Origin of the sequence: Reyranella sp. (assembly GCF_965249915.1) — a bacterium.
In the GTDB taxonomy this organism is placed as follows: Bacteria; Pseudomonadota; Alphaproteobacteria; order Reyranellales; family Reyranellaceae; genus Reyranella.
Genome location: NZ_OZ252257.1, coordinates 4,889,575 through 4,908,421, shown reverse-complemented (window position 1 = coordinate 4,908,421; position 18,847 = coordinate 4,889,575). Strand labels below are relative to the sequence as shown.

At 67.3% G+C, this 18,847-nt stretch carries 20 protein-coding genes; 7 read left to right on the top strand and 13 right to left on the bottom strand.

Going from position 1 to position 18,847, the window contains the following annotated elements:
* Nucleotide 1 precedes the first annotated feature (1 nt).
* The 4 genes from ACP15H_RS24160 to ACP15H_RS24145 form a co-directional block, all read right to left on the bottom strand.
* Nucleotides 2-1,432 carry a sensor histidine kinase gene (locus ACP15H_RS24160; RefSeq protein ID WP_425068676.1) on the bottom strand — a complete coding sequence of 477 codons (1,431 nt, stop codon included), beginning with the start codon at nucleotides 1,430-1,432 and terminating at the stop codon, nucleotides 2-4.
* A 9-nt stretch (nucleotides 1,433-1,441) separates the two neighbouring features.
* Nucleotides 1,442-2,866, bottom strand: coding sequence for a dihydrolipoyl dehydrogenase family protein (locus ACP15H_RS24155; protein WP_425068675.1), 1,425 nt, complete (start codon nucleotides 2,864-2,866; stop codon nucleotides 1,442-1,444).
* A 1-nt stretch (nucleotide 2,867) separates the two neighbouring features.
* Nucleotides 2,868-3,575: a TVP38/TMEM64 family protein gene (locus ACP15H_RS24150; protein ID WP_425068674.1), complete on the bottom strand. Its 708-nt coding sequence runs from the start codon at nucleotides 3,573-3,575 to the stop codon at nucleotides 2,868-2,870.
* A gap of 65 nt (nucleotides 3,576-3,640) precedes the next feature.
* Nucleotides 3,641-4,288 carry a glutathione S-transferase family protein gene (locus tag ACP15H_RS24145; protein ID WP_425068673.1) on the bottom strand — a complete coding sequence of 216 codons (648 nt, stop codon included), beginning with the start codon at nucleotides 4,286-4,288 and terminating at the stop codon, nucleotides 3,641-3,643.
* 114 nt (nucleotides 4,289-4,402) lie between these two features.
* Here ACP15H_RS24145 and rpmH point away from each other — a divergent pair, with 114 nt between their 5' ends.
* The 5 genes from rpmH to yihA all read left to right on the top strand — a co-directional run bounded on the left by rpmH (nucleotide 4,403) and on the right by yihA (nucleotide 7,737).
* Complete coding sequence (gene rpmH, locus ACP15H_RS24140) at nucleotides 4,403-4,537, top strand: 50S ribosomal protein L34 (RefSeq protein WP_068199953.1); 135 nt, start codon at nucleotides 4,403-4,405, stop codon at nucleotides 4,535-4,537.
* Nucleotides 4,538-4,617: 80 nt separating this feature from the next.
* A complete protein-coding gene (gene rnpA, locus ACP15H_RS24135; RefSeq protein WP_425068672.1) occupies nucleotides 4,618-4,914 on the top strand; it encodes a ribonuclease P protein component in 297 nt (98 codons plus the stop codon).
* 52 nt (nucleotides 4,915-4,966) lie between these two features.
* Nucleotides 4,967-5,233, top strand: a complete 267-nt coding sequence (gene yidD, locus ACP15H_RS24130) for a membrane protein insertion efficiency factor YidD (protein WP_425068671.1) — start codon at nucleotides 4,967-4,969, stop codon at nucleotides 5,231-5,233.
* 24 nt (nucleotides 5,234-5,257) lie between these two features.
* The gene (yidC, locus tag ACP15H_RS24125) at nucleotides 5,258-7,075 is read left to right on the top strand and encodes a membrane protein insertase YidC (RefSeq protein WP_425068670.1); all 1,818 of its coding nucleotides are present in this window, start codon (nucleotides 5,258-5,260) and stop codon (nucleotides 7,073-7,075) included.
* The gene (gene yihA / locus ACP15H_RS24120) at nucleotides 7,075-7,737 is read left to right on the top strand and encodes a ribosome biogenesis GTP-binding protein YihA/YsxC (protein WP_425068669.1); all 663 of its coding nucleotides are present in this window, start codon (nucleotides 7,075-7,077) and stop codon (nucleotides 7,735-7,737) included. The genes yidC and yihA overlap by 1 nt, the downstream gene beginning before the upstream one ends.
* Before the next feature lie 164 nt (nucleotides 7,738-7,901).
* On the opposite strand, the gene ACP15H_RS24115 is transcribed toward yihA, so the two are convergent.
* Nucleotides 7,902-8,594 (bottom strand): hypothetical protein, encoded by a 693-nt coding sequence (locus tag ACP15H_RS24115; RefSeq protein ID WP_425068668.1) that lies wholly within the window; start codon nucleotides 8,592-8,594, stop codon nucleotides 7,902-7,904.
* Between the two features lie 114 nt (nucleotides 8,595-8,708).
* Nucleotides 8,709-9,395 (bottom strand): 2OG-Fe(II) oxygenase, encoded by a 687-nt coding sequence (locus ACP15H_RS24110; RefSeq protein WP_425068667.1) that lies wholly within the window; start codon nucleotides 9,393-9,395, stop codon nucleotides 8,709-8,711.
* A 129-nt stretch (nucleotides 9,396-9,524) separates the two neighbouring features.
* Between ACP15H_RS24110 and argB the strand changes: the two genes are divergently transcribed.
* Both argB and def read left to right on the top strand, forming a co-directional pair.
* Entirely contained in the window at nucleotides 9,525-10,439 is a 915-nt protein-coding gene (gene argB, locus ACP15H_RS24105) for an acetylglutamate kinase (RefSeq protein ID WP_425068666.1), read from the top strand.
* Nucleotides 10,440-10,499: 60 nt separating this feature from the next.
* Nucleotides 10,500-11,075 carry a peptide deformylase gene (gene def, locus ACP15H_RS24100; RefSeq protein ID WP_425068665.1) on the top strand — a complete coding sequence of 192 codons (576 nt, stop codon included), beginning with the start codon at nucleotides 10,500-10,502 and terminating at the stop codon, nucleotides 11,073-11,075.
* Nucleotides 11,076-11,279: 204 nt separating this feature from the next.
* On the opposite strand, the gene ACP15H_RS24095 is transcribed toward def, so the two are convergent.
* The 7 genes from ACP15H_RS24095 to ACP15H_RS24065 all read right to left on the bottom strand — a co-directional run bounded on the left by ACP15H_RS24095 (nucleotide 11,280) and on the right by ACP15H_RS24065 (nucleotide 18,642).
* The gene (locus ACP15H_RS24095) at nucleotides 11,280-12,098 is read right to left on the bottom strand and encodes a phosphodiesterase (protein ID WP_425068664.1); all 819 of its coding nucleotides are present in this window, start codon (nucleotides 12,096-12,098) and stop codon (nucleotides 11,280-11,282) included.
* Nucleotides 12,099-12,108: 10 nt separating this feature from the next.
* The gene (locus ACP15H_RS24090) at nucleotides 12,109-13,158 is read right to left on the bottom strand and encodes an ABC transporter ATP-binding protein (protein ID WP_425068663.1); all 1,050 of its coding nucleotides are present in this window, start codon (nucleotides 13,156-13,158) and stop codon (nucleotides 12,109-12,111) included.
* Complete coding sequence (locus tag ACP15H_RS24085; RefSeq protein ID WP_425068662.1) at nucleotides 13,155-13,961, bottom strand: ABC transporter permease; 807 nt, start codon at nucleotides 13,959-13,961, stop codon at nucleotides 13,155-13,157. Before ACP15H_RS24085 ends, ACP15H_RS24090 begins: the two co-directional genes overlap by 4 nt.
* 1 nt (nucleotide 13,962) lies before the next feature.
* Nucleotides 13,963-14,781 (bottom strand): ABC transporter permease, encoded by an 819-nt coding sequence (locus ACP15H_RS24080; RefSeq protein ID WP_425068661.1) that lies wholly within the window; start codon nucleotides 14,779-14,781, stop codon nucleotides 13,963-13,965.
* A 210-nt stretch (nucleotides 14,782-14,991) separates the two neighbouring features.
* Nucleotides 14,992-16,002, bottom strand: coding sequence for an extracellular solute-binding protein (locus ACP15H_RS24075; protein ID WP_425068660.1), 1,011 nt, complete (start codon nucleotides 16,000-16,002; stop codon nucleotides 14,992-14,994).
* A gap of 4 nt (nucleotides 16,003-16,006) precedes the next feature.
* Nucleotides 16,007-16,813 carry a DeoR/GlpR family DNA-binding transcription regulator gene (locus tag ACP15H_RS24070; RefSeq protein ID WP_425068659.1) on the bottom strand — a complete coding sequence of 269 codons (807 nt, stop codon included), beginning with the start codon at nucleotides 16,811-16,813 and terminating at the stop codon, nucleotides 16,007-16,009.
* Between the two features lie 656 nt (nucleotides 16,814-17,469).
* A complete protein-coding gene (locus tag ACP15H_RS24065) occupies nucleotides 17,470-18,642 on the bottom strand; it encodes an IS110 family transposase (RefSeq protein ID WP_425064641.1) in 1,173 nt (390 codons plus the stop codon).
* Nucleotides 18,643-18,847: the final 205 nt, after the last annotated feature.

The following is an 18,847-nucleotide window of genomic DNA, read 5'->3' as shown; positions in this document are numbered from 1 at the left end:
GTCAGGCAATCGGCAGGGTGAAGCCGAACAGCGTACCCTGCGCGTTGGATTCGAGCAGGGTGATGTCGCCGCCGTGCAGGCGCACCAGGTCGCGGGCGATGGCCAGGCCGAGGCCGGTACCGCCCTGGCGGCCACCGGTGGTGAAGGGCCGGAACAGCTGTCGGGCGACCGCGGCGGGGACGCCGGGCCCGTTGTCCGCGACCTCGATCAGCAGGAAGCCCCCGCTGCGCCGGGTGCGGATGGTGACCGTCGTCGCACCGGCCTCGAAGGCGTTGCGTCCGAGATTGATGAACACCCGGTAGAGCAGGTCGCGGTCGCAGCGCACGATGCCGCCGTCGCCGATCTCGTTGGCCCAGCTGCGCAGCAGGTTGGGATCCTTGTCCTCACCCTGCTCCTGCAGCGCGATCCCGACCTCGTCGACGAGGTCGGCGAGATCGACCTCGGCCAGCCGCGGCGACGGTTTCTCGCGGACGTATTCGATGGCATCGCTGGCCAGGCGCGCGGCGCGGTCGATGGTATTGAGGATGGTCGGCGCGAGCGCGCGCGTGCGCTCGTCGTCGCTGCGCGCCAGGCGATCCGACAGCAGGCGCGCGGTCGAGAGCATGTTGCGCAGGTCGTGGTTGATCTTGTTGGTCGCCGCGCCGACCTCTGCAAGGCGCGATTTCTGGCGCAGCGAAGCGCGCAGCTCGCGTTGCAGGATCTGGAACTCGCGATCGACCACGCCGATCTCGTCGTTGCGCCGCACCGGGGCGCGTTCGGTCCCGCCTTCTTCCGGTGCGCGACGAAAGGCAACCATCGCCGTCGACAGATCCTGCAGCGGCCGCACGACCAGCCAGCGCAGGGCCAGATAGAGCAGCGAGGCGGTGAACAGCGCGACGATGATCGACAGGATCAGGATACGGCTCGTGTAGCCGTACATGGCCGCCCGCATCGGCTGCTCGTCGAGGACGATCCAGACCATGGCGCCGGGCAGCCGAACCGACTCGCCGCCGACGCGGATGAGATGCGAGCCGTCCCGAGCCATCGCTTCCAGCGCATCGAGGATCAGCCCGAGCGCCCCACTGTCCTTCAGGTTGAAGCCCTGCATCTCGGGGCGCGGCTCGATGTTCATCAAGGCGCGCTTGGGCTTGTTGGGCTCGAGCAGCACGACCGCCTCCACGCGCGCGTGGGCGAGCAGCGAAGCCTTGACCTGCTCCGTCACCATGTTGTCGGGGGTGGCGTCGAGGGCGAGGGCGGCCAGCGTGCCGCTCTCGATCAGCTGTTCGAGATAGACCAGCCTGAAGCGGGCGATCGAGGGCAGGAAGATCGCGACCTCAGCCGTCATCACGGCGACGATCACGAGCCCGAGAATGCGCCACGACAGGCCGAAGGTCGTGGTCCGCCTTCGCGCGGGGCGGGCGGTCTCGGCCGGAACGGTGACCTCGGCGCTCATCGGACGCTTCTACCAGACCGGCAGTCGCGCGAGAAACCGCACGAGGCGCTGCGTGCGCGGGGCGAACAGGGTTTCGGTGTAGTAGCTTCCGGCCGCCCGCTTGGCGGTCTCGCCCAGCGTCGGATAGGGCGGCACGAAGCTCGCCAGGGTCGAGACCTTGAGGCGGCCGGCGAGGGCCAGGCACCAGCTCTGGATCAGCTCCCCGGCCTGCGGCCCGGCAATGCCGGCGCCCAGGACGCGGCCGCGCCGGTCGGTGACGACCTTCACCAGCCCGTCGGTGTCGCGTTCGGTTTGCGCCCGATCGTTCTCGGCGAATTTCCAGCGCAGGATCTTCACGTCGCCGCCATGGCGCGCGCGCGCATCGCGCTCGTTGAGGCCGACCTGCGCCAGTTCGGGATCCGTGTAGGTCGCCCACGGCACGATCGAAGGATCGAGCTTCGCCGGCGCGCGGAACAGGGCGCCGCGGATGAACAGCGAGGCCTCGTGGCCCGCCATGTGGGTGAAGGCATAGCGGCCGTTGCAGTCGCCGATCGCCCAGACGTTGCGATTGGAGGTGCGCAGGGAGTCGTCGACCGTGATCCCGTGCCTGTCGTGAGCCACGCCGGCTCTGTCGAGGTCCAGCCCGTCGGTCGTCGGCGTGCGCCCCGTGGCGACCAGAAGGTGCGAGCCCTCGATGCGGCCGCCCTGCTCGAGCACGGCCGCGATGCCGCCCGCGGTGCGCTCGATCCTCGCCACCCGCGTCCGCTCGTGCAGCTCCACGCCTTCGCGGCGCAGGCGCGCGACGACGATCGCAGCGAGTTCGGGATCGTCCTTGGCAAGACAGGTCGCCGCTTCCAGCACGGTGACCCGCGCACCCAGCCGGCGGAAGGCCTGCGCCATCTCGAGCCCGATCGGGCCGCCGCCCAGCACCACGAGATGCGACGGCAGGATACGGTTGGCGAAGATCGTCTCGTTGGTGAAGTGCGGCACCTCGGTGAGGCCCGGCACGGGCGGCACGGTGGGTCGGGAGCCGGTCGCCAGCACGATGCGCTTGCTGCGGATGCGATGGCTGCCCGCCTGCAGCTCGGTGCGGCCGGTGAAGCGCGCCTCCTCCGCCAGGACGCGGACGCCGAGCTTCTCGAAGCGCTCGACCGAATCGTTGGGCGCAAGGGAAGCGATCACGCCGGCGACATGGTCCATCACCTTGCCGAAGTCGATGGCGGGTTCGACCGGCGCGATGCCGAAGGCCGCGCCGCTGCGCTGCGCCTGCGCCACCCTGGCCGCCGCGATCAGCGCCTTCGAGGGCACGCAGCCGAAGTTGAGGCAGTCGCCGCCCATCAGCGCGCGCTCCACCAGCACGACGTCGAGGCCCAGCTGAGCGGCGCCGGCCGCCACAACGAGGCCGGCCGAGCCGCCGCCGACGATGCAGACGTCGGGGGTGAGCGTGGCGCTCATCTCACGCGGAGCGCTTCCGGCGCAGGCGGGCAAAGACGACGGGGAGCAGCGCCAGCACGGCAAGGCCCAGCAGCGGCAGCAGAATGCGCCATTCGAAGATGATGCCGAGATCGGGATGTTCGCCGCGCTTCAGCACGGCGCCGAGGCCCGCTCCGACGCCCGCATAGATGATCGAGGCCGGCACGATGCCGATCATCGTTGCCAGCGCGTAGTTTCGCAGTCGCATGCCGAGCAGCGCCGGCACGATGTTGATCAGCCAGAAGGGAAAGACCGGAACCAGTCTCAGGAACAGGAGATAGTTGAAATCGCTTTCCCGGAACCCCTTCTCGAAGCGCGCCAGCGTGGCGCCCGCGCGGGCCCGGAAGAGGTCGCGAAAGGCGTAGCGTGCGGCCAGGAAGACGGCGATCGACCCCAGGGTCGCGCCGATCACCGACAGGCCGGCCCCCGCCCAGGTCCCGAACAGGAATCCGCCGACCGGCGTCGCCAGCATGGCGACGGGCAGCGAGAAGGCCACCATGACCGCATAGGCCAGCAGGAAGGCGAGCGCCGCCAGCGGACGATGGTCGGCAACCCAGGTCGTCAGCGTGACCTTGTGGCGGACCAGCATGTCGTAGGAGACATAACGCTCGAGCCCGAGCAGCAGGAAGGCGGCCAGCCCGACCAGCAGGATCGCCACTGGCAGCAGCCGGCGCAGTGTCGACGTATCCATCTGGCCTTTCGTCTCCCCCCGCCTCGATATTGACGCTGCGGGACCGATCCTCAAAGCACATGCTGTCACGCCTGAGTGATTGGCAAGCCGGGCTCCGTGACGGCGACACTCGGGCGTGCCCCGAATCGCCGCCACCATGCCGAGAGTCTCGGGCGTGCGGCCAGCACCTCGGTCCCGCGCGCGGACTGCGCGAAGCAGGCGACCATCGCTCCGAGATGAAGGTCGGCGAGCGAGAGGTCCGGGCCCGTCAGCCAGGCCTCCGGCGCGGCCAGGGCTTCCAGCGCATCGAGCGCCCGGGCGGCGCCCTGCAGACCCTTCTCCAACTCCGCCGCATCGCCCGCCGTGCCCCTGTGAGGTCGCACGACGTCGTGGACGAAGACCTGCCGCACCAGCGGCCAGTAGGCGTAGGCGTCGACCACCGCGATGATCTGGTCCAAGCGCGCCAGCCGTCTCGGCGCCTGCGGCTGCAGCGACGGCTGCGGGAAGGTCCGGTCGAGATAGCGGGTGATGGCGCCGGTCTCGTAGAGCGGGAAGCCGTCATGGACGAGCGCCGGGACCCGGCCGAACGGGTGAAGCGCGAGATAGGCCTCCGGAACCTCGGTCGCGAACGGGTTCACCTCGACCTGGTCGTAGGCCACGGCCTTTTCGGCCAGGACCAGGCGGACGATGCGGACGTAGACGCTGTAGCGGTAGCCGTGAAGAATGAGGGCCATGGGGCATCCTAGCCCTCGTTGACTCTGAAGGGTCACACGCTTATTACCCTCGCCCACGGAATTCGCCCCCGGTGCACCGCGCGGGGGCCTTGTTGTGTTTAAAGGAGTTGCGTCATGAAACGCACCTATCAGCCGAGCAAGCTGGTCCGCGCCCGTCGGCACGGTTTCCGGTCCCGTATGGCGACCGTCGGTGGCCGCAAGGTCATCGCGAACCGCCGCCGGTCCGGCCGCAAGCGCCTGTCGGCCTAGTTCGATTGGCGGCGGCGGACCTCGGTCGGCTGCCGAATCGTAGCGACTTTCTGCGCGTCCAGGCCGGGCGGCGATGTGCCATGCCCGGTTTCGTGCTGCAAATGGCGCCCGTTCCGGCTGAACTCGCGGGCCCCGCCATTCGGGTTGGCTTCACCGTCAGCCGCAAGGTCGGCAATGCCGTGGCGCGCAACCGCGTTCGACGCCGCTTGCGCGAGATCGCTCGCCAGGTCATCCCGCAATCGGCCCGGGCCGATCATGACTATGTGCTGGTGGGCCGCCAGGGCGCCCTCGGCCGCGACTTCGCCGCGATGCGGACCGAGCTGCAGGAGGCCCTTCGGCGCCTCAAGGCGCTCGCCGCGCCCCTCGCGACGCCATGACTTGCATTGGCAGCTTGCGCCGGAGCACTTAAATCGCCAGTTTCCGGGCCGCATGATGTCCCTGGTCCTGCGCGGCGCGATTCGCTTCTACCAACTCACGCTCGCCTACTTCTTCGTCGGTGCCTGCCGCTACGAGCCCTCGTGCTCGGCCTATGCGGTCGAGGCCCTGTCGAAGCATGGCGCGTTGCGGGGAAGCTGGCTTGCCGCTCATCGCCTGTGCCGCTGCGGCCCCTGGGGCGCCGGCGGCTATGATCCCGTTCCGTCGGCCGCCGCCCGCGCGCGCGCGCCGCTTTCCTGCCACCCTGCCCGGCGCTTCTGACGCGCCACGAAAGATCGCCGACAAATGGATCAGAAGAACTTCATCGTCGCCATCGTCGTCTCGGTGCTGATCATCGTGGGATGGCAGGCGGCGTTCCCGCCGGCCAAGGCGCCGGTCAACGGCGCCCCGCAGCAGACCGCCAGCCCGTCGAGCACGCCGGCCGCGCCGGCCGGTCAGCCGGGCACGCCCGGAACGCAGCCCGGTCCGGGCGCCGCGCCGACGCAGCAGCCGGTGGTCAGCCGCGGCGAGGCCGTCGCGCTGACGCCGCGCGTCACCTTCGATACGGCCGAGCTCACCGGCTCGGTCTCGCTCAAGGGCGCGCGGATCGACGACGTGCAGCTCGTGAAATACCGCGAGACCATCGATCCCAAGAGCCCGCCGGTACCGGTCCTGTCGCCGGTCGGGAGCGAGCATCCCTACTATGCCGAGTTCGGCTGGTCGTCCTCGGACCCTGCCCTCAAGGTGCCGGGCCCGGAGACGCTCTGGACGTCCGACGCGCCGACGGTGGCGCCCGGCAAGCCGGTCAAGCTCACCTGGGACAATGGCGCCGGGCTGGTATTCGGCCTCACGGTCTCGATCGACGAGTTCTTCATGTTCGACGTGAAGCAGAGCGTCGAGAACAAGACCGACAAGCCGGTGACGCTGTTCCCGTGGAGCCTCATCGTGCGCTACGGCGAGCCCAAGTTCGAGGGCATGTACATCCTCCACGAGGGTCCGTACGGCGTCTTCAACGACACGCTGAAAGAGTTCAGCTACTCCGACTTCAAGGGCAACAAGCAGCAGAAGATCGCCACCACCGGCGGCTGGGTCGGCATCACCGACAAGTACTGGATGTCGGTGCTGGTGCCCGACCAGAAGTCCAAGGTCGACGTCTCGATCAAGCAGACCGGCGCCGGCGCCGACGTGAAGTACCAGGTCGACTATGTCGCCGGCGGCCTGACGGTCGCTCCCGGTGCCAATGCCACGACGGATGCCAAGCTGTTCGCCGGCGCGAAGATCGTGCGGGTGATCTCCGACTATGAAAGCAAGTACGGCATCCAGAAGTTCGACCTCACGATCGACTGGGGCTGGTTCTGGTTCTTCACCAAGCCGCTGTTCTGGCTGCTCGAGTGGCTCTACGTGCATCTCGGCAATTTCGGCCTGTCGATCCTGGTGCTGACCGTGATCGTGAAGGCCGTGTTCTTCCCGCTGGCCAACAAGTCCTATGCGGCGATGAGCAAGATGAAGCGGCTCCAGCCCGAGATGGAGAAGCTCAAGGTGCGCTACGGCGAGGACCGCCAGCGCATGAACCAGGAGCTGATGCAGCTCTATCGGCGCGAGAAGGTGAACCCGGCGGCGGGCTGCCTGCCGATCATCGTGCAGATCCCGGTGTTCTTCGCGCTCTACAAGGTGCTCTACACCACCATCGAGATGCGCCATCAGCCGTTCTACGGCTGGATCAAGGACCTCTCGGCGCCCGATCCGCTCACCATCCTGACCGGCTTCGGGATGTTCCCGTGGGACGTCCCGTCGTTCCTGCACTTCTTCAACATCGGCATCTGGCCCATGATCATGGGCGTCACGATGTACCTGCAGCAGAAGCTGAACCCGCAGCCGACCGATCCGGTGCAGGCGCGCGTGTTCCAGTTCCTGCCCATCCTGTTCACCTTCATGCTGGCGCCCTTCGCCGCCGGCCTGGTGATCTACTGGGCGTGGAGCAACACGCTCTCTATCGCGCAGCAGTACATGATCATGCGCCGCCACGGCGCGCCGATCGGCGGCAAGGCGGCGCCCGCGATTCCCGCGCCGGCGGCTCCCTCCAACGAAAAGAAGGGCGGCAAGGGCTCCGGTAAGAAGAACTGATGCCCGACAAGTCACCCGACGAGATCGACGAGGGCTATACGCCGGCCGAGATCGAGGCGGCGCGCAAGCTGTTCGCGGGCCCGTGCGACTTCGTCTCGGGCGCCGCGTCGATCGAATCGCTGCCCGGCATCTCGCTGCCGGAAGTGGCCTTCGCCGGACGCTCCAACGTCGGCAAGTCGAGCCTGGTGAATGCGCTCACCGGCCGGCGCACCCTGGCGCGCGTCTCGGGCAATCCCGGCCACACGCGCCAGGTCAACTTCTTCAATCTGGCCGACCGGCTGATGCTGGTCGACCTGCCGGGCTATGGCTTCGCCAAGGTCTCGCGCTCGATGAAGGAGACGTGGCAGGACCTGGCCTCGGCCTATCTGCGCGGCCGTCCGACCCTGATGCGAATCTTCGTGCTGATCGACGGCCGGCACGGGGTGAAGGAGAGCGACCGCGAGACGATGCGCAACCTCGACAGCGCCGCCGTCTCCTACCAGCTCCTGCTGACCAAGACCGACTATCTGCGGGCCTCCGACATTGCCGCCGCCGTGAAGGCCGCCGAGGCCGTGGCCCGCAAGCATGGCGCTGCCCATCCCGAGGTCCTGCCGACCAGCAGCGAGACCGGCTTCGGCATTCCCGAACTCCGCGCCGACATTTTCGCGGTCGCGCAGGTTTAGGTTTCGGTCTGTCGCCCTGAGCGCAGCGAAGGACCTAGCGGAACGACCAGAGCACTCCTTGTCGGACGTCAGATCCTTCGCATCGTTCAGGATGACAGGGGGCGCCGGTATCGGTCCGTGAATCTGTCACGCCGCGTCGTGGAAGATCTGGCCGAGGATGCGGCTCAGCGATAGTCGATGGGAGCCGTCTTCGCCTTCGCGCCGTTCCTCGCTACGGTTGCAACTGAGGAAAGGTTTGGATCGACGAATCGGAAATCATACGTGCCCGATTCCCATCTGCCGGCCTTCTTGAACTCGCTGGCGTAGGCCAACCTCGTCTTGAGCGGGGGTTCGATCCAGTAACTTGCAATGAAGGCATTGCCGTTCGGGAAGACATAGGCGGCCGTGGCGCGGCCCGTTTCTGCGATGCGCCTGGCCAGATCGGCATACCATCTGTCGGTGACATCGGGCGGCACACCCGAGGGGCTGACGGTGTCCACGAAGATCTCGGCGGCGAAGATCGGCTGCCGTGCCGTGCTTTCCTGGAGACAAATGGCGCGCGAGCCCACGATCACGAACGAATTCGAGGCACGGACATTCGACAGACTCACGACGGTGCCGCGCGGTAGCGGCAGCTTGGCAGCCTGATCGACGACGGTCTTGGAGGTGGCGCCGAGTTGCGGCACGCAGCGATGCACCTCGTTTCCGAAATTGGCGGCATTCACGTCCACCACGGTAAAGCGCTTCTGAATCTGGATCCGGTCGACGGGTACGAACTGCGAACTCGGGGCGGCGGCTTGCGTCTGGTCCGTGGTGACGCATCCCGCGCAGTAAAGGGCCGCCAGGCAGACGAGCGGGAACGTGGTTCTGAAAGACATGAAGATGCCGACCTCAAGTGACAGATCTCGCCGGCGGGGTGGATCCGTCGTCGGGCGGCCAGCTTAGTGGAGGCGCCCTGGAAGTGGAAGATGAGTGGCGCTCCTCAACCCCAGCTATGCCGCGTCGTGGAAGATCAGGCCCAGGGTGAAGCGCTCGCCGGTGCGCAGGCTCGAGACGCCATGGCGCATCGCGGTGCGGTGCCAGCCGCGGACGCCCTTGGCGGGCCGCTCGTTCACCGCAAAGATCGCGGCATCGCCCTGTTCCAGCGGCACGACTTCGCCGCGGGACTGCATGCGGGCGCGCTGCTCGACCAGCATGAACTCGCCGCCCGTGAAGTCGCGGCCCGGGGCGCTCAGCAGCACCACGACCTGCAGCGGGAAGACCATCTCGCCGTAGAGATCGCGGTGCAGGCAGTTGTAGTCGCCGGGCCCGTAGCGCAGCAGCAGCGGCGTCGGCCGGGTCTGGCCGGCCTCGTGGCATTCGCGCAGCCAGTCCTTCAGGTCGCGCGGGAAACGCCGGGGCCGTCCCAGCCGCTCGTTCCACTGGTTGGCCACTTCGGCCAGCTCGGGGTACAGCGCCTGGCGCAGCCGCTCGACGGGCGGGGGCAGGTCGTAGGCGAAATACCGGTACTCGCCCTGCCCGTAGCCGTGGCGCTGCATGACGATATGTTTGCGGAACCGTGACGGCTCGGACCACAGCGCGGCCAGCGCGCGGCACTCCTCGGGGCCGATCAGGTTGCGCACCACGGTGAAGCCGCGATCGGCCAGGGTTTCGCTGTCGAGGGGGTGGGAAGCTGCCATGCGGACATCCTGACGCGGCAGGGCCGGTTCTTCTATCCGCGAGCCGCCTGATATATTATGCGCCTCGGCGAATTGCTCGGCCCTCTCCCGACCCGGAGAGGGCTTTCGTTCAACTGGGGATGCTGTGAAATGGCCGAGCCTGTTCAACCCGACAAGGAGCAGAAGCGGCTCATCCGCATGGCGGAGACCATCTCCAAGGCGCTGCCCTACATGCGCCGGCACAACGATGCCACCTTCGTCGTGAAATATGGCGGCCATGCCATGACCGATCCGAAGCTCGGCGACCTGGTCGCCCGCGACGTGGTGCTGATGAAGCAGGTCGGCATGAACCCGATCGTGGTCCATGGCGGCGGCCCCCAGATCAACAAGATGCTGGAGCGGGTCGGCATCAAGAGCACGTTCGTGAACGGGCTGCGCGTCACCGACGCCGCGACCATGGAGATCGTCGAGATGGTCCTGGCCGGCTCGATCAACAAGGCGATCGTGGCCGACATCAACGAGTGCGGCGGCATCGCCGTCGGCATCTGCGGCAAGGACGGCAACCTGATCCTGGCCAAGAAGATGACCGAGACGCGCGATCCCAAGACCGGCGAGCTCCTGAAGGTCGACCTGAAGCAGGTCGGCGAGCCGGCCAAGATCAACGTCATGGTGCTCGAGCAGCTGCGCCGCGCCGACGTGATCCCGGTGGTCGCCCCGATCGGGTTCGGCGTCGACGACGAGCTGACCTACAACATCAACGCCGATACCTCGGCCGGCGCCATCGCCGGCGCGCTGAAGGCCAAGCGCCTGCTGTTCCTGACCGACGTGCCGGGCGTGCTCGACAAGGACGGCAAGGTGATCCCCGAGATGACGATCGAGCAGGCGCGCGCCCTGATCGCCGACGGCACGATCTCCGGCGGCATGATCCCCAAGGTCGAGAATTGCATCGATGCCGTGAATTCGGGCGTCGAAGCCGCCGTCATCATGGACGGGCGGGTCCCCCACTGCCTTCTGCTCGAGGTCTTCACCGAGGCGGGCGTCGGCACCATGGTCCGGCGTACATGACCCCGGGCCTGACCCAGTCCCGGCCTTGAAAAGCCCCGTTCTCACGCATATTTAGGCCCGATGGCTCTCCTGCCCATCCTGACCGCGCCCGATCCGCGCCTGAAAAAGAAGTCCCTGCCCGTCGACACGGTCGACGCCGGCGTGCGCCAGCTCATGGATGACATGCTGGAGACGATGTACGACGCCCCCGGCATCGGGCTGGCCGCGCCGCAGGTCGGCGTGCTGAAGCGTGTCATCGTGCTCGACATCGACCGCGAGGACACCAAGACCGGCCCGCTCTTCATGGCCAATCCCGAGATCGTCGCGGCCTCGGACGAGGACGTCTCCTACGAGGAAGGCTGCCTGTCGGTGCCGGACCATTATTCCGACGTGGTCCGCCCGGCCACGGTCACGGTCCGCTACCTCGACCGTGACGGCAAGCAGCAGGACCTCGCCTGCGAGGGCCTGTTGGCGACCTGCGTCCAGCACGAGATCGACCATCTCGACGGCGTGCTGTTCATCGACCACATCTCGGCGCTCAAGCGGAACATGATCCTGCGCAAGCTGCTCAAGGCGCGCAAGGAACAGGAACGCGACGCGGCCGAAGGCCGGCCGCCCAAGGCCCACGCCAAGGAAGATCCCGAGCACGTGATCTAGGGTCTTTTCGCTTCAGGTTCACCCACACCACCTCATCCTGAGGAGGCCCGAAGGGCCGTCTCGAAGGATGGGCAACAGACGTGGTGCTCGTGCCCACCCTTCGAGACGCGCTCCTGCGGCGCGCTCCTCAGGGTGAGGTCTTCTTGGGACGTCCAATGTGCTTCCGTCTCAGTCGGAAAGACCCTAGGCGGCAACCGTGACCGTTCAATCGATCAGTTTCCCATCCGCGTCGAAGAACGGATACGGCCCGTCATAGTCGCCGATGACGGCGGCGTGGGTGACGAGCTGGCCGTCGTTCCACCAGTGCAGCATGAAACCCGGCGGCTCCATGCGGAAGCGGCTGGGGGCGTCGGGATGGATGTCGAGCGCGACCTGGTGCGCCGGGCTGGGGCAGGTCAGGGCCGGACGACCGCCGACCTGGGCGTGGATCGTGCGATGGAGATGGCCGCACAGGATCAGCTCGACCTGCGCATGCTTGGCGACGACCTCGGCAAAGGCCTCGCGGCCTAAAAGGCCGATCTTGTCCATGTGGCCGATGCCGGTGACGAAGGGCGGGTGGTGCATCATCACCAGGGTCGGCACATCGGGCCGCTCCGCCAGCGTGCGGTCGAGCCAGTCGAGCCGCTCGCGGCAGAGTTCGCCGCCGCCCTGCCCCGGGATCAGCGTGTCGAGGCCGACCAGGCGCAACGGATAGTCGTCGATCGCGAACTGGAGGAACTTCCCCGCCGCCGGCAGGTAGCCGCCGTCGCGGAAGGCCTCGCGCATCGCCTCGCGCTCGTCGTGATTGCCGGGGATGGCGATGATGCGCTGCTGGATCGGCGCCAGGATCGATTTCAGGTGCGCGTATTCTTCCGGTCGGCCGAGATCGACCAGATCGCCGGTCAGCAGGACGATGTCGGGCTGCGGCTTCAGCGCCAGCAGCTCCTGCACGCAGCGTTGCAGCATGGAAGCCGTGTCGACCTTGCGATAGGCGAGCTTGCCCGGCAGCTTGATATGGGTGTCGGTGATCTGGGCGATCAGCATGGCAGGCTCCTCACAACACCAATAGGCCACGGGGGTCGATGGCGAGCCCGACGGCGTCGCCATGGCTGAAGTCGCGCCGCGCGGTGCTCTCGATCACCAGCGGCTGCGCCTCGCCCACATCCACGAACAGGCGCGTGCGATCGCCCAGGAAGAAGGCGGCCGCGACCGTCCCCTTGAGCCCGGTGGCCTCGCCGCCCTCGACCACGCGGATATCCTCGGGCCGGAACAGGATCTCGGTGGCCGTGGCCGGCGCTTGCGCCCAGGCGAGGCCACCGGCCTTGCAGGTGAACGTACCGTTGCTGACGCTGCCGGTCAGGCGATTCATCGTGCCGATGAATTCGGCGACGAAGCGCGTCGCGGGGCGCTGGTAGATGTCGCGTGGCTTGCCGATCTGGGCGACCCGGCCATGCTCCATGACGACGATGCGGTCGCCCAAGGCCATCGCCTCGGCCTGGTCGTGGGTGACGTAGATCGCGGTGATGCCGAGCGAGCGCAGCAGCGAATCGATCTCCAGGCGCAGCGTATCGCGCAGCTTGGCATCCAGCGCCGTCAGCGGCTCGTCGAGCAGCAGGGCGCGCGGCCGCACGGCAATGGCGCGCGCGAGCGCCACGCGCTGGCGTTGACCGCCCGAGAGCTGGTCGATGCGGCGGTCGGCGAGGCGCGTGATCTGCATCATCGCCAGCATCTCCGAGACGCGCGCCTTGATCTGGGCGTCGGGCACCTTCCGGATCTTCAGGCCATAGCCCACGTTGCCGGCCACGGTCATGTTGGGAAACAGCGCATAGGACTGGAACACCATGCCCACATTGCGCTGCTCGATCGGCAGATGCGTGACGTCCGTTCCGTCGAACAGCACTTTGCCGCCGGCATCGGGCTCTTCGAGGCCGGCGATGATGCGCAAGGTCGTGGTCTTGCCGCAGCCCGAGGGGCCGAGGAACACGACGGTCTCGCCGGCATGGATGGCGAGGTCGAGCGGCTCGAGCGCGCGGGTGCCGTCGGTGAAGGTCTTCGCGCAGTTGGTCAGGGCAATGGAGACGGGTTTGTTGTCGGTATCGGTCATTCGGCGTCCTCTGCCACGAACTTCGCGGGGCGCGGCTTGGCGAAGGCCTGCAGCGCCAGCAAGAGCGGCATGATCATCAGGAAGAACACGAGGGTGTAGGCGCTGCCGACTTCCAGCCGCAGCGAGGCATAGGCATCGGCGAGGCCCACGGGCAGCGTCTTGGTGAAGGGCGTGTGCAGCAGCCAGGTCATGTTGAACTCGCCCATGGAGAGCGTCACGACCATCAGCGAGCCGGCGAGGATGCCCTGCCGGCAGTTGGGCAGCACGATGTCGCGGAAGCGCGGCCAGAAGCCGGCGCCGAGCGAGGCTGCGCCCTCTTCCAGCGTCTTGAGGTCGATGGCGCTCAGCACCGCGAGCACGCTGCGCACCATGAAGGGCAGGGTGAACAGCACGTGGCCCACCAGGATGAAGGCCCACGAGGTGCGGAAGCCCGACAGGCTGCCATAGGTGACGATCAGCGCCAGCGCCGTCGCGAGCCCCGGCACCGCCACCGGCAGCACCAGCATCTCCTCCAGCGCCCGCGTCAGCGACGTCTGCCGCTTGGCCAGCACGTAGGCCGCCGGCACGCCGATCACCAGGGTGACGGCGAGACAGGCGAGAGCCAGGCCGATCGAGAGGAAGATCGTGTCGCGATAGCCGTTCCAGACTTCGAAGACCCAGCGCAGGGTGAGGCCGCTTTCGAGGCCCACGAAGTAATTGACCGTGAGACCGGCCATGATCGAGAGGATCACCGGCACGACCAGGAAGGCGCAGACCAGCAGGGTGAAGCCGAGCTGGAGATAGAACAGGCCGCGGCGCTTCATGTCAGCCCGCCGCCGCGACGCTGGAGCCGGCGGCCGTGCGCGCCAGAGCGAGCACCAGCCAGGTGACGATGCCCAGCACGAAGCTCAGTGCCGCCGCCATGGCGATGTTCGCCGACAATGTGAACTCGGTGTAGATCACCATCGGCAGTACGTTGATCTTGGCGGCCAGGGTGAAGGCGGTGCCGAACGCGCCGACCGCGGTCGCGAAGCAGATCGCGCCGGCCGAGATGAAGGCGGGCTTCAGGCCGGGAATGATGACGTCCAGCAGCACGCGCCACGGCGAGGCGCCCAGCGACCGCGCCGCCTCCTCGAGCTTCGGGTCGAGCTTCTCGGCCGCGGCCATCACGGTGAGGATGGTGCGCGGGATGGAGAAGTAGACGTAGCCCATGAACAGGCCGGCGATCGTATAGGCGAAGACCAGCTTCTCGCCGGTCAGCGCCTGCGTGACCTGTCCGATCAGCCCCTGGCGGCCGGCCAGCATGATCACCATGAAGCCGATGACGACGCCGGGGAAGGCGAGCGGAAAGGTCAGCATCGCCACGAGCAGCGCGTTGCCGGGAAACTTGTGGCGCTGCAGGAACACGCCCGAGATGCCGCTGATCACCAGCGTCGCCGCCGTCGTCGCGGCCGCCACGGCCAGGGTCGAGAGCAGGCTGTCGAGATAGAGCTGGTCGGTGAGGATGGCGGCATAGGCCGCCCAGCCGGTCTTGCCGCTGCCGCCGATGAAGAACAGCCGCGCCATCGGCAGCAGGAAGAAGGCCGCGAAGACGATGCCGGCCGGCAGCAGCAGAAGGATCAGTCGGCGGGTTTCGTGCCGCATTCTTTGTGGTTCCTCTTGGCTCACCCTCATCCTGAGAAGGCGCCCCTCGAATACCTCGGGGTAAACTCCGCGCCGTCTCGAAGGATGGGCAACAGGCGAGGTGCTCGTGCCCACCCTTCGAGACGCGCTCCTCTGGAGCGCTCCTCAGGGTGAGGTCGTAATCGAGTGCAGCGGGGCGATGATCTTGTCGCCGCCGCTATGCTCGTCTGATCAGTTCACTTCCTTGCGGTAGCGCTCGACGATCTGCGGCTGCGCCTTGGCGAGGTTCTTGAGGTCGACCGCCTTGGCGCGGGCATAGTCCGCGTCGGGCAGGAACTTCGCCTTGGCCTCGGCCGACAGCCGGTCGGCGAAGACCGGGCGCAGATAGGCATTGCCCCACATCGCCTGGCTCTCGTCGGAGAGGACGAAGTCGAGCACCTTCTTGCCGTTCTCGGCGTTCGGGCCCTTGTTCACCAGCGCCATCACGTAGGGGAACACCAGCGTGCCCTCCTTCGGGATCACGAACTGCACCGGCGCCTTGTCGGTGTACTGGCCGCGATAGGCGTTGAAGTCGTAGTCGATCAGGATCGGAATCTCGCCGGAGATCACGCGCGCGTACGACGTCTGCTTCGGCACGATCGGCTGGTTCTTGGCCAGTTCCTTGAAGAACTTGATGGCCGGATCGAGATTGTCGTAGCTGCCGCCCAGCGCCAGGTTGATCGCCATGACGCCGAGCTGGCCGACGGCGGCCGAGGTCGGGTCGAGATAGCCGACCATGCCCTTGTATTCGGGCTTCAGCAGGTCGGCCCAGCTCTGCGGCACCGGCTTGTTGCCCAGCGCCGCCTTGTTGACGAACAGGCCGAGCGTGCCGGAGTGGATCGTGAACCAGTTACCGTCGGGATCCTTGAGGTCGGCCGGGATCTTCTCCCAGTTCGCGGGCTTGTAGGGCGTCAGTACGCCGGCATCCCTGGCCGGGTCGGCGGCGATGCCGCCGAGATAGGTGACGTCGGCCACCGGATTGCCCTTCTCCGCGATCAGCGCGGCAATGGCCTGGCCGGAGTTCTTGTTGTCCGGCGGCACGGTAATGCCGAGCTTGGCCTGGATGGCCTTGAGCTGCGAGCCCCAGTCGGCCCATTCCGGCGGGCAGTTGTAGCAGACGGCCCGCTGCTGGGCGGCGGCGCCGGAGATGTTTGCCACGGCAGCGATGCCGAGCGCGGCCGCGACCGCGAGATGTTTCAGCATGAGATCAACCCCTCCTCGTTTGACGTGTCGTATCGACGGTCGCGCTCTCGTCCGGCCAGGACACCAGCCGGACGCCGGCCTCGCTCAATTGACGCGCGATGGGCGCCGGCACCGGACGATCGGTGAACACGGCGCTTGCTTCGGTGATATGGCCGCCGCGCACCGTGCCGCCGCGGCCGAACTTGGAATGGTCGAGGACCAGGAAGCGCTGGCGGCAATGGGCGGCGAGCGCGCTGCGCATCGTCACCTCGTCGGTGCTGAAGTCGAGCAGCGTGCCGTCCTCGGCGACGCCGCCGACGCCGTAGATGCCGATGTCGGCTGCGAAGCGGCCGAAGAAGCCGTGCGCCTCGCCCGCCACCACGTCGCGGTCGAGGCTGCGCAGTCGGCCGCCGGCGACGGTGATCTCGCAGGAGGCGCTGCGGCAGAGCGCCATCGCGACGTTGAGATTGTTGGTCATGACCCGCAGGCCGGCATGGTCGAGCAGCGCCAGCGCGCACTGTTCGGGCGTGGTGCCGATGCCGAAGAACAGCGAGGCGCCGTCCGGCACCTCGCGCGCCACGAGCTGGGCGATGCGCCGCTTGGCGTCGATGTTCAGGACCTGGCGGGCGGGATAGGCGAGGTTCTCGCCCTCGGGCGGCAGCTCGACGCCGCCATGGCGCCGGCGCAGCAGGCCGCGGTCGCAGAGCAGGTTCACGTCGCGGCGGATCGTCTGCGGCGTGACGCCGAACTGAAGGGCAAGCGCCTCGATCGCCTGGAACCCGTCCCCCCGGACGCGTTCGACAATGGCGCGGGCGCGTTCTTCCGCCTGCATTCCCGGTTCCTGAGCCCGCTTCCTGTCCCGTTCGATCTGCATGGTTCGAATGAACTCTGCAGATCGTTGTTTTCGTTCATATGACTTTCATATGAACATTCGGAGACGTCAAGTGAGCGAGTGGGCGAGCGCAGCCCGGCCTAATAAACGAAACAATCGAAACGGATGTCGCACCCCCCGAGTCTTGTCAGGGTCGACCTCGACGGAGCGGTGTTGCTCGTCGGTCCTTCTGAAAAACCCATTTGGGACAGGCTGCCAGAGCTTTCCGCTTCAGGTCGACACGCACCACCTCATCCTTATATGAGCGCTGAACGGTCAAGGGGCGGGTTGGATTTTTTGTCCCTCAATCATCGGACCGTCTCGGGGATGGAAGCTTGAGAGTGCCGCGCGCGAGCGCGGCGCTGGAAGGGGTGCGTGGAGGGGCGGCCTTCGGCGCGTTGCGTTGGAAGTCTGGGCGTCTGGCCAATGCACGTTGTGTCGACGGCATCACCTTATATCCGGTCGGGCGTCGCTGCGCCCCGCACCCAAATCCCTCATGCACGGTCGAGGTCTTGCCCAGGAAACGATGAGACCCTTCTGAGACAGCGGTACCGCATGGTCCATGGATGAGGACGGTCATCATCAGCTTCCTGCGCAACACACCGGGCCGCCGCCGTTCAGCGGCCGGCCGGTGCGGCAGCTCGCAGCCTGGCGCCCTCGGGCACCAGGCCCTGGGTGAGGAAGCGCCACAGCGCCACCATCAGCTTGCGCGCCAGGGCCACAATGGCGATGCGTCTGACACGGCCTTTTTGATCGCCGACGCGGCTCGTGAACCACAGGCTCAAGGTGCTGGCGGGCTGGTAGCGCAGCCATAGCCATGAAAGCTCGATGGCCAAGGTCCGGGCGCGGGCGTTGCCGGCCTTGCTGATGCCCTGCTCGCGCGAGCTCTGGCCGCTGTCGAACGGCGTCCCGGCCAGGCCAAAATAGCCTCCGACCTGGCGCCGGTTCTGGAAGTCGCGCCAGAATACCTCGTTGACCAGCGTCTCGCCGCCGACCGGCCCGACGCTCTTCAGGCTGATCAGCTGGTTGACCTGGCTGGCCCGACTGTCCGGCGCCGCGGCGGCACGCTCCGCCGTCATCTGGCTCTCGACTTCGGCAATCTGCTCGCCGACCTGCACCAGACGGGCGTGCTCGCGCTGGATCTCGGCCGCCAGGTTGGCCGGCACGGCGCGGCCGTCGCCGGTCCGAAGCTGGGCAAGCTGCTCGAGGAAGCCTTTGCGGCGCGGATGCACGTCGCGGATCCCCTGGCCATGCAACAGACCCTTGATGCGGTTGACATGGGCGGTGCGCTCGCCGATCAGCCGGTCCCGCTCGCGCGACACCCGACGGGCGTCTTCCTGCTCGGGGGTCGGCGGATGAACCACGCTGCAGACCTTCGGCTCGCCACCCTCGTGGCGGATCAGCACCCGCATCAGACGCTCGAGGTCCAGACGGTCCGTCTTGGCCTGCCGCGCGCGCCGCGGCATCTCGATGCTCGACGGATCGAGCACCCGATTGGCGACGCCCTGCCCGGCCAGCCAACGATCGAACCAGAAGCCGTCATAGCCGGCCTCGTAGCAGCTCACCACACGCACCGGCCGGCCATGCTTCTCCGCATGGGCGCGCTTCTTCGAGATCAGCTGCCACACCGCCGCCGTATCGCCGCCAGCCACTTGGTGGCGGCTCATCTTGCTCTCGCCGGACATCACCATACCGATCAGCCACTTCGACTTGCTCAGTTCAAACGCCACGTACAACGTGGCATCCTTCTCGCCGGCGGCGGGGGTGTCTATGGGATGTGAAGACGTCATAACTTCTCCGTAGGTTCGGTTCTCGCAACTCCAAACCTACCTCTCGACCTCTCGTCGCCACATAGAATCTGAGGAGCGGCCGCAGGCCGCGTCTCGAAGGATCGGCAACACGCGCGGTGCTCGTCCCATGCTTCGAGACGCGCGCCTGCGGCGCGCTCCTCAGTATGAGGGCGGTGTGGTGATTCCATCGGACTCGGAAAGACTC

Excerpts from the sequence above, each read along its gene's own strand:
- ACP15H_RS24150 (WP_425068674.1), bottom strand. The coding sequence starts at position 3,575 with ATGGATACGTCGACACTGCGCCGGCTGCTGCCAGTGGCGATCCTGCTG.
- ACP15H_RS24110 (WP_425068667.1), bottom strand. The coding sequence starts at position 9,395 with ATGGCAGCTTCCCACCCCCTCGACAGCGAAACCCTGGCCGATCGCGGC.
- ACP15H_RS24145 (WP_425068673.1), bottom strand. The coding sequence starts at position 4,288 with ATGGCCCTCATTCTTCACGGCTACCGCTACAGCGTCTACGTCCGCATC.
- ACP15H_RS24160 (WP_425068676.1), bottom strand. The coding sequence starts at position 1,432 with ATGAGCGCCGAGGTCACCGTTCCGGCCGAGACCGCCCGCCCCGCGCGA.
- ACP15H_RS24080 (WP_425068661.1), bottom strand. The coding sequence starts at position 14,781 with ATGCGGCACGAAACCCGCCGACTGATCCTTCTGCTGCTGCCGGCCGGC.
- ACP15H_RS24085 (WP_425068662.1), bottom strand. The coding sequence starts at position 13,961 with ATGAAGCGCCGCGGCCTGTTCTATCTCCAGCTCGGCTTCACCCTGCTG.
- ACP15H_RS24065 (WP_425064641.1), bottom strand. The coding sequence starts at position 18,642 with ATGACGTCTTCACATCCCATAGACACCCCCGCCGCCGGCGAGAAGGAT.
- rnpA (WP_425068672.1), top strand. The coding sequence starts at position 4,618 with ATGCCCGGTTTCGTGCTGCAAATGGCGCCCGTTCCGGCTGAACTCGCG.
- ACP15H_RS24095 (WP_425068664.1), bottom strand. The coding sequence starts at position 12,098 with ATGCTGATCGCCCAGATCACCGACACCCATATCAAGCTGCCGGGCAAG.
- yihA (WP_425068669.1), top strand. The coding sequence starts at position 7,075 with ATGCCCGACAAGTCACCCGACGAGATCGACGAGGGCTATACGCCGGCC.
- yidC (WP_425068670.1), top strand. The coding sequence starts at position 5,258 with ATGGATCAGAAGAACTTCATCGTCGCCATCGTCGTCTCGGTGCTGATC.
- ACP15H_RS24075 (WP_425068660.1), bottom strand. The coding sequence starts at position 16,002 with ATGCTGAAACATCTCGCGGTCGCGGCCGCGCTCGGCATCGCTGCCGTG.
- argB (WP_425068666.1), top strand. The coding sequence starts at position 9,525 with ATGGCCGAGCCTGTTCAACCCGACAAGGAGCAGAAGCGGCTCATCCGC.
- def (WP_425068665.1), top strand. The coding sequence starts at position 10,500 with ATGGCTCTCCTGCCCATCCTGACCGCGCCCGATCCGCGCCTGAAAAAG.
- ACP15H_RS24155 (WP_425068675.1), bottom strand. The coding sequence starts at position 2,866 with ATGAGCGCCACGCTCACCCCCGACGTCTGCATCGTCGGCGGCGGCTCG.
- yidD (WP_425068671.1), top strand. The coding sequence starts at position 4,967 with ATGATGTCCCTGGTCCTGCGCGGCGCGATTCGCTTCTACCAACTCACG.
- rpmH (WP_068199953.1), top strand. The coding sequence starts at position 4,403 with ATGAAACGCACCTATCAGCCGAGCAAGCTGGTCCGCGCCCGTCGGCAC.
- ACP15H_RS24090 (WP_425068663.1), bottom strand. The coding sequence starts at position 13,158 with ATGACCGATACCGACAACAAACCCGTCTCCATTGCCCTGACCAACTGC.
- ACP15H_RS24115 (WP_425068668.1), bottom strand. The coding sequence starts at position 8,594 with ATGTCTTTCAGAACCACGTTCCCGCTCGTCTGCCTGGCGGCCCTTTAC.
- ACP15H_RS24070 (WP_425068659.1), bottom strand. The coding sequence starts at position 16,813 with ATGCAGGCGGAAGAACGCGCCCGCGCCATTGTCGAACGCGTCCGGGGG.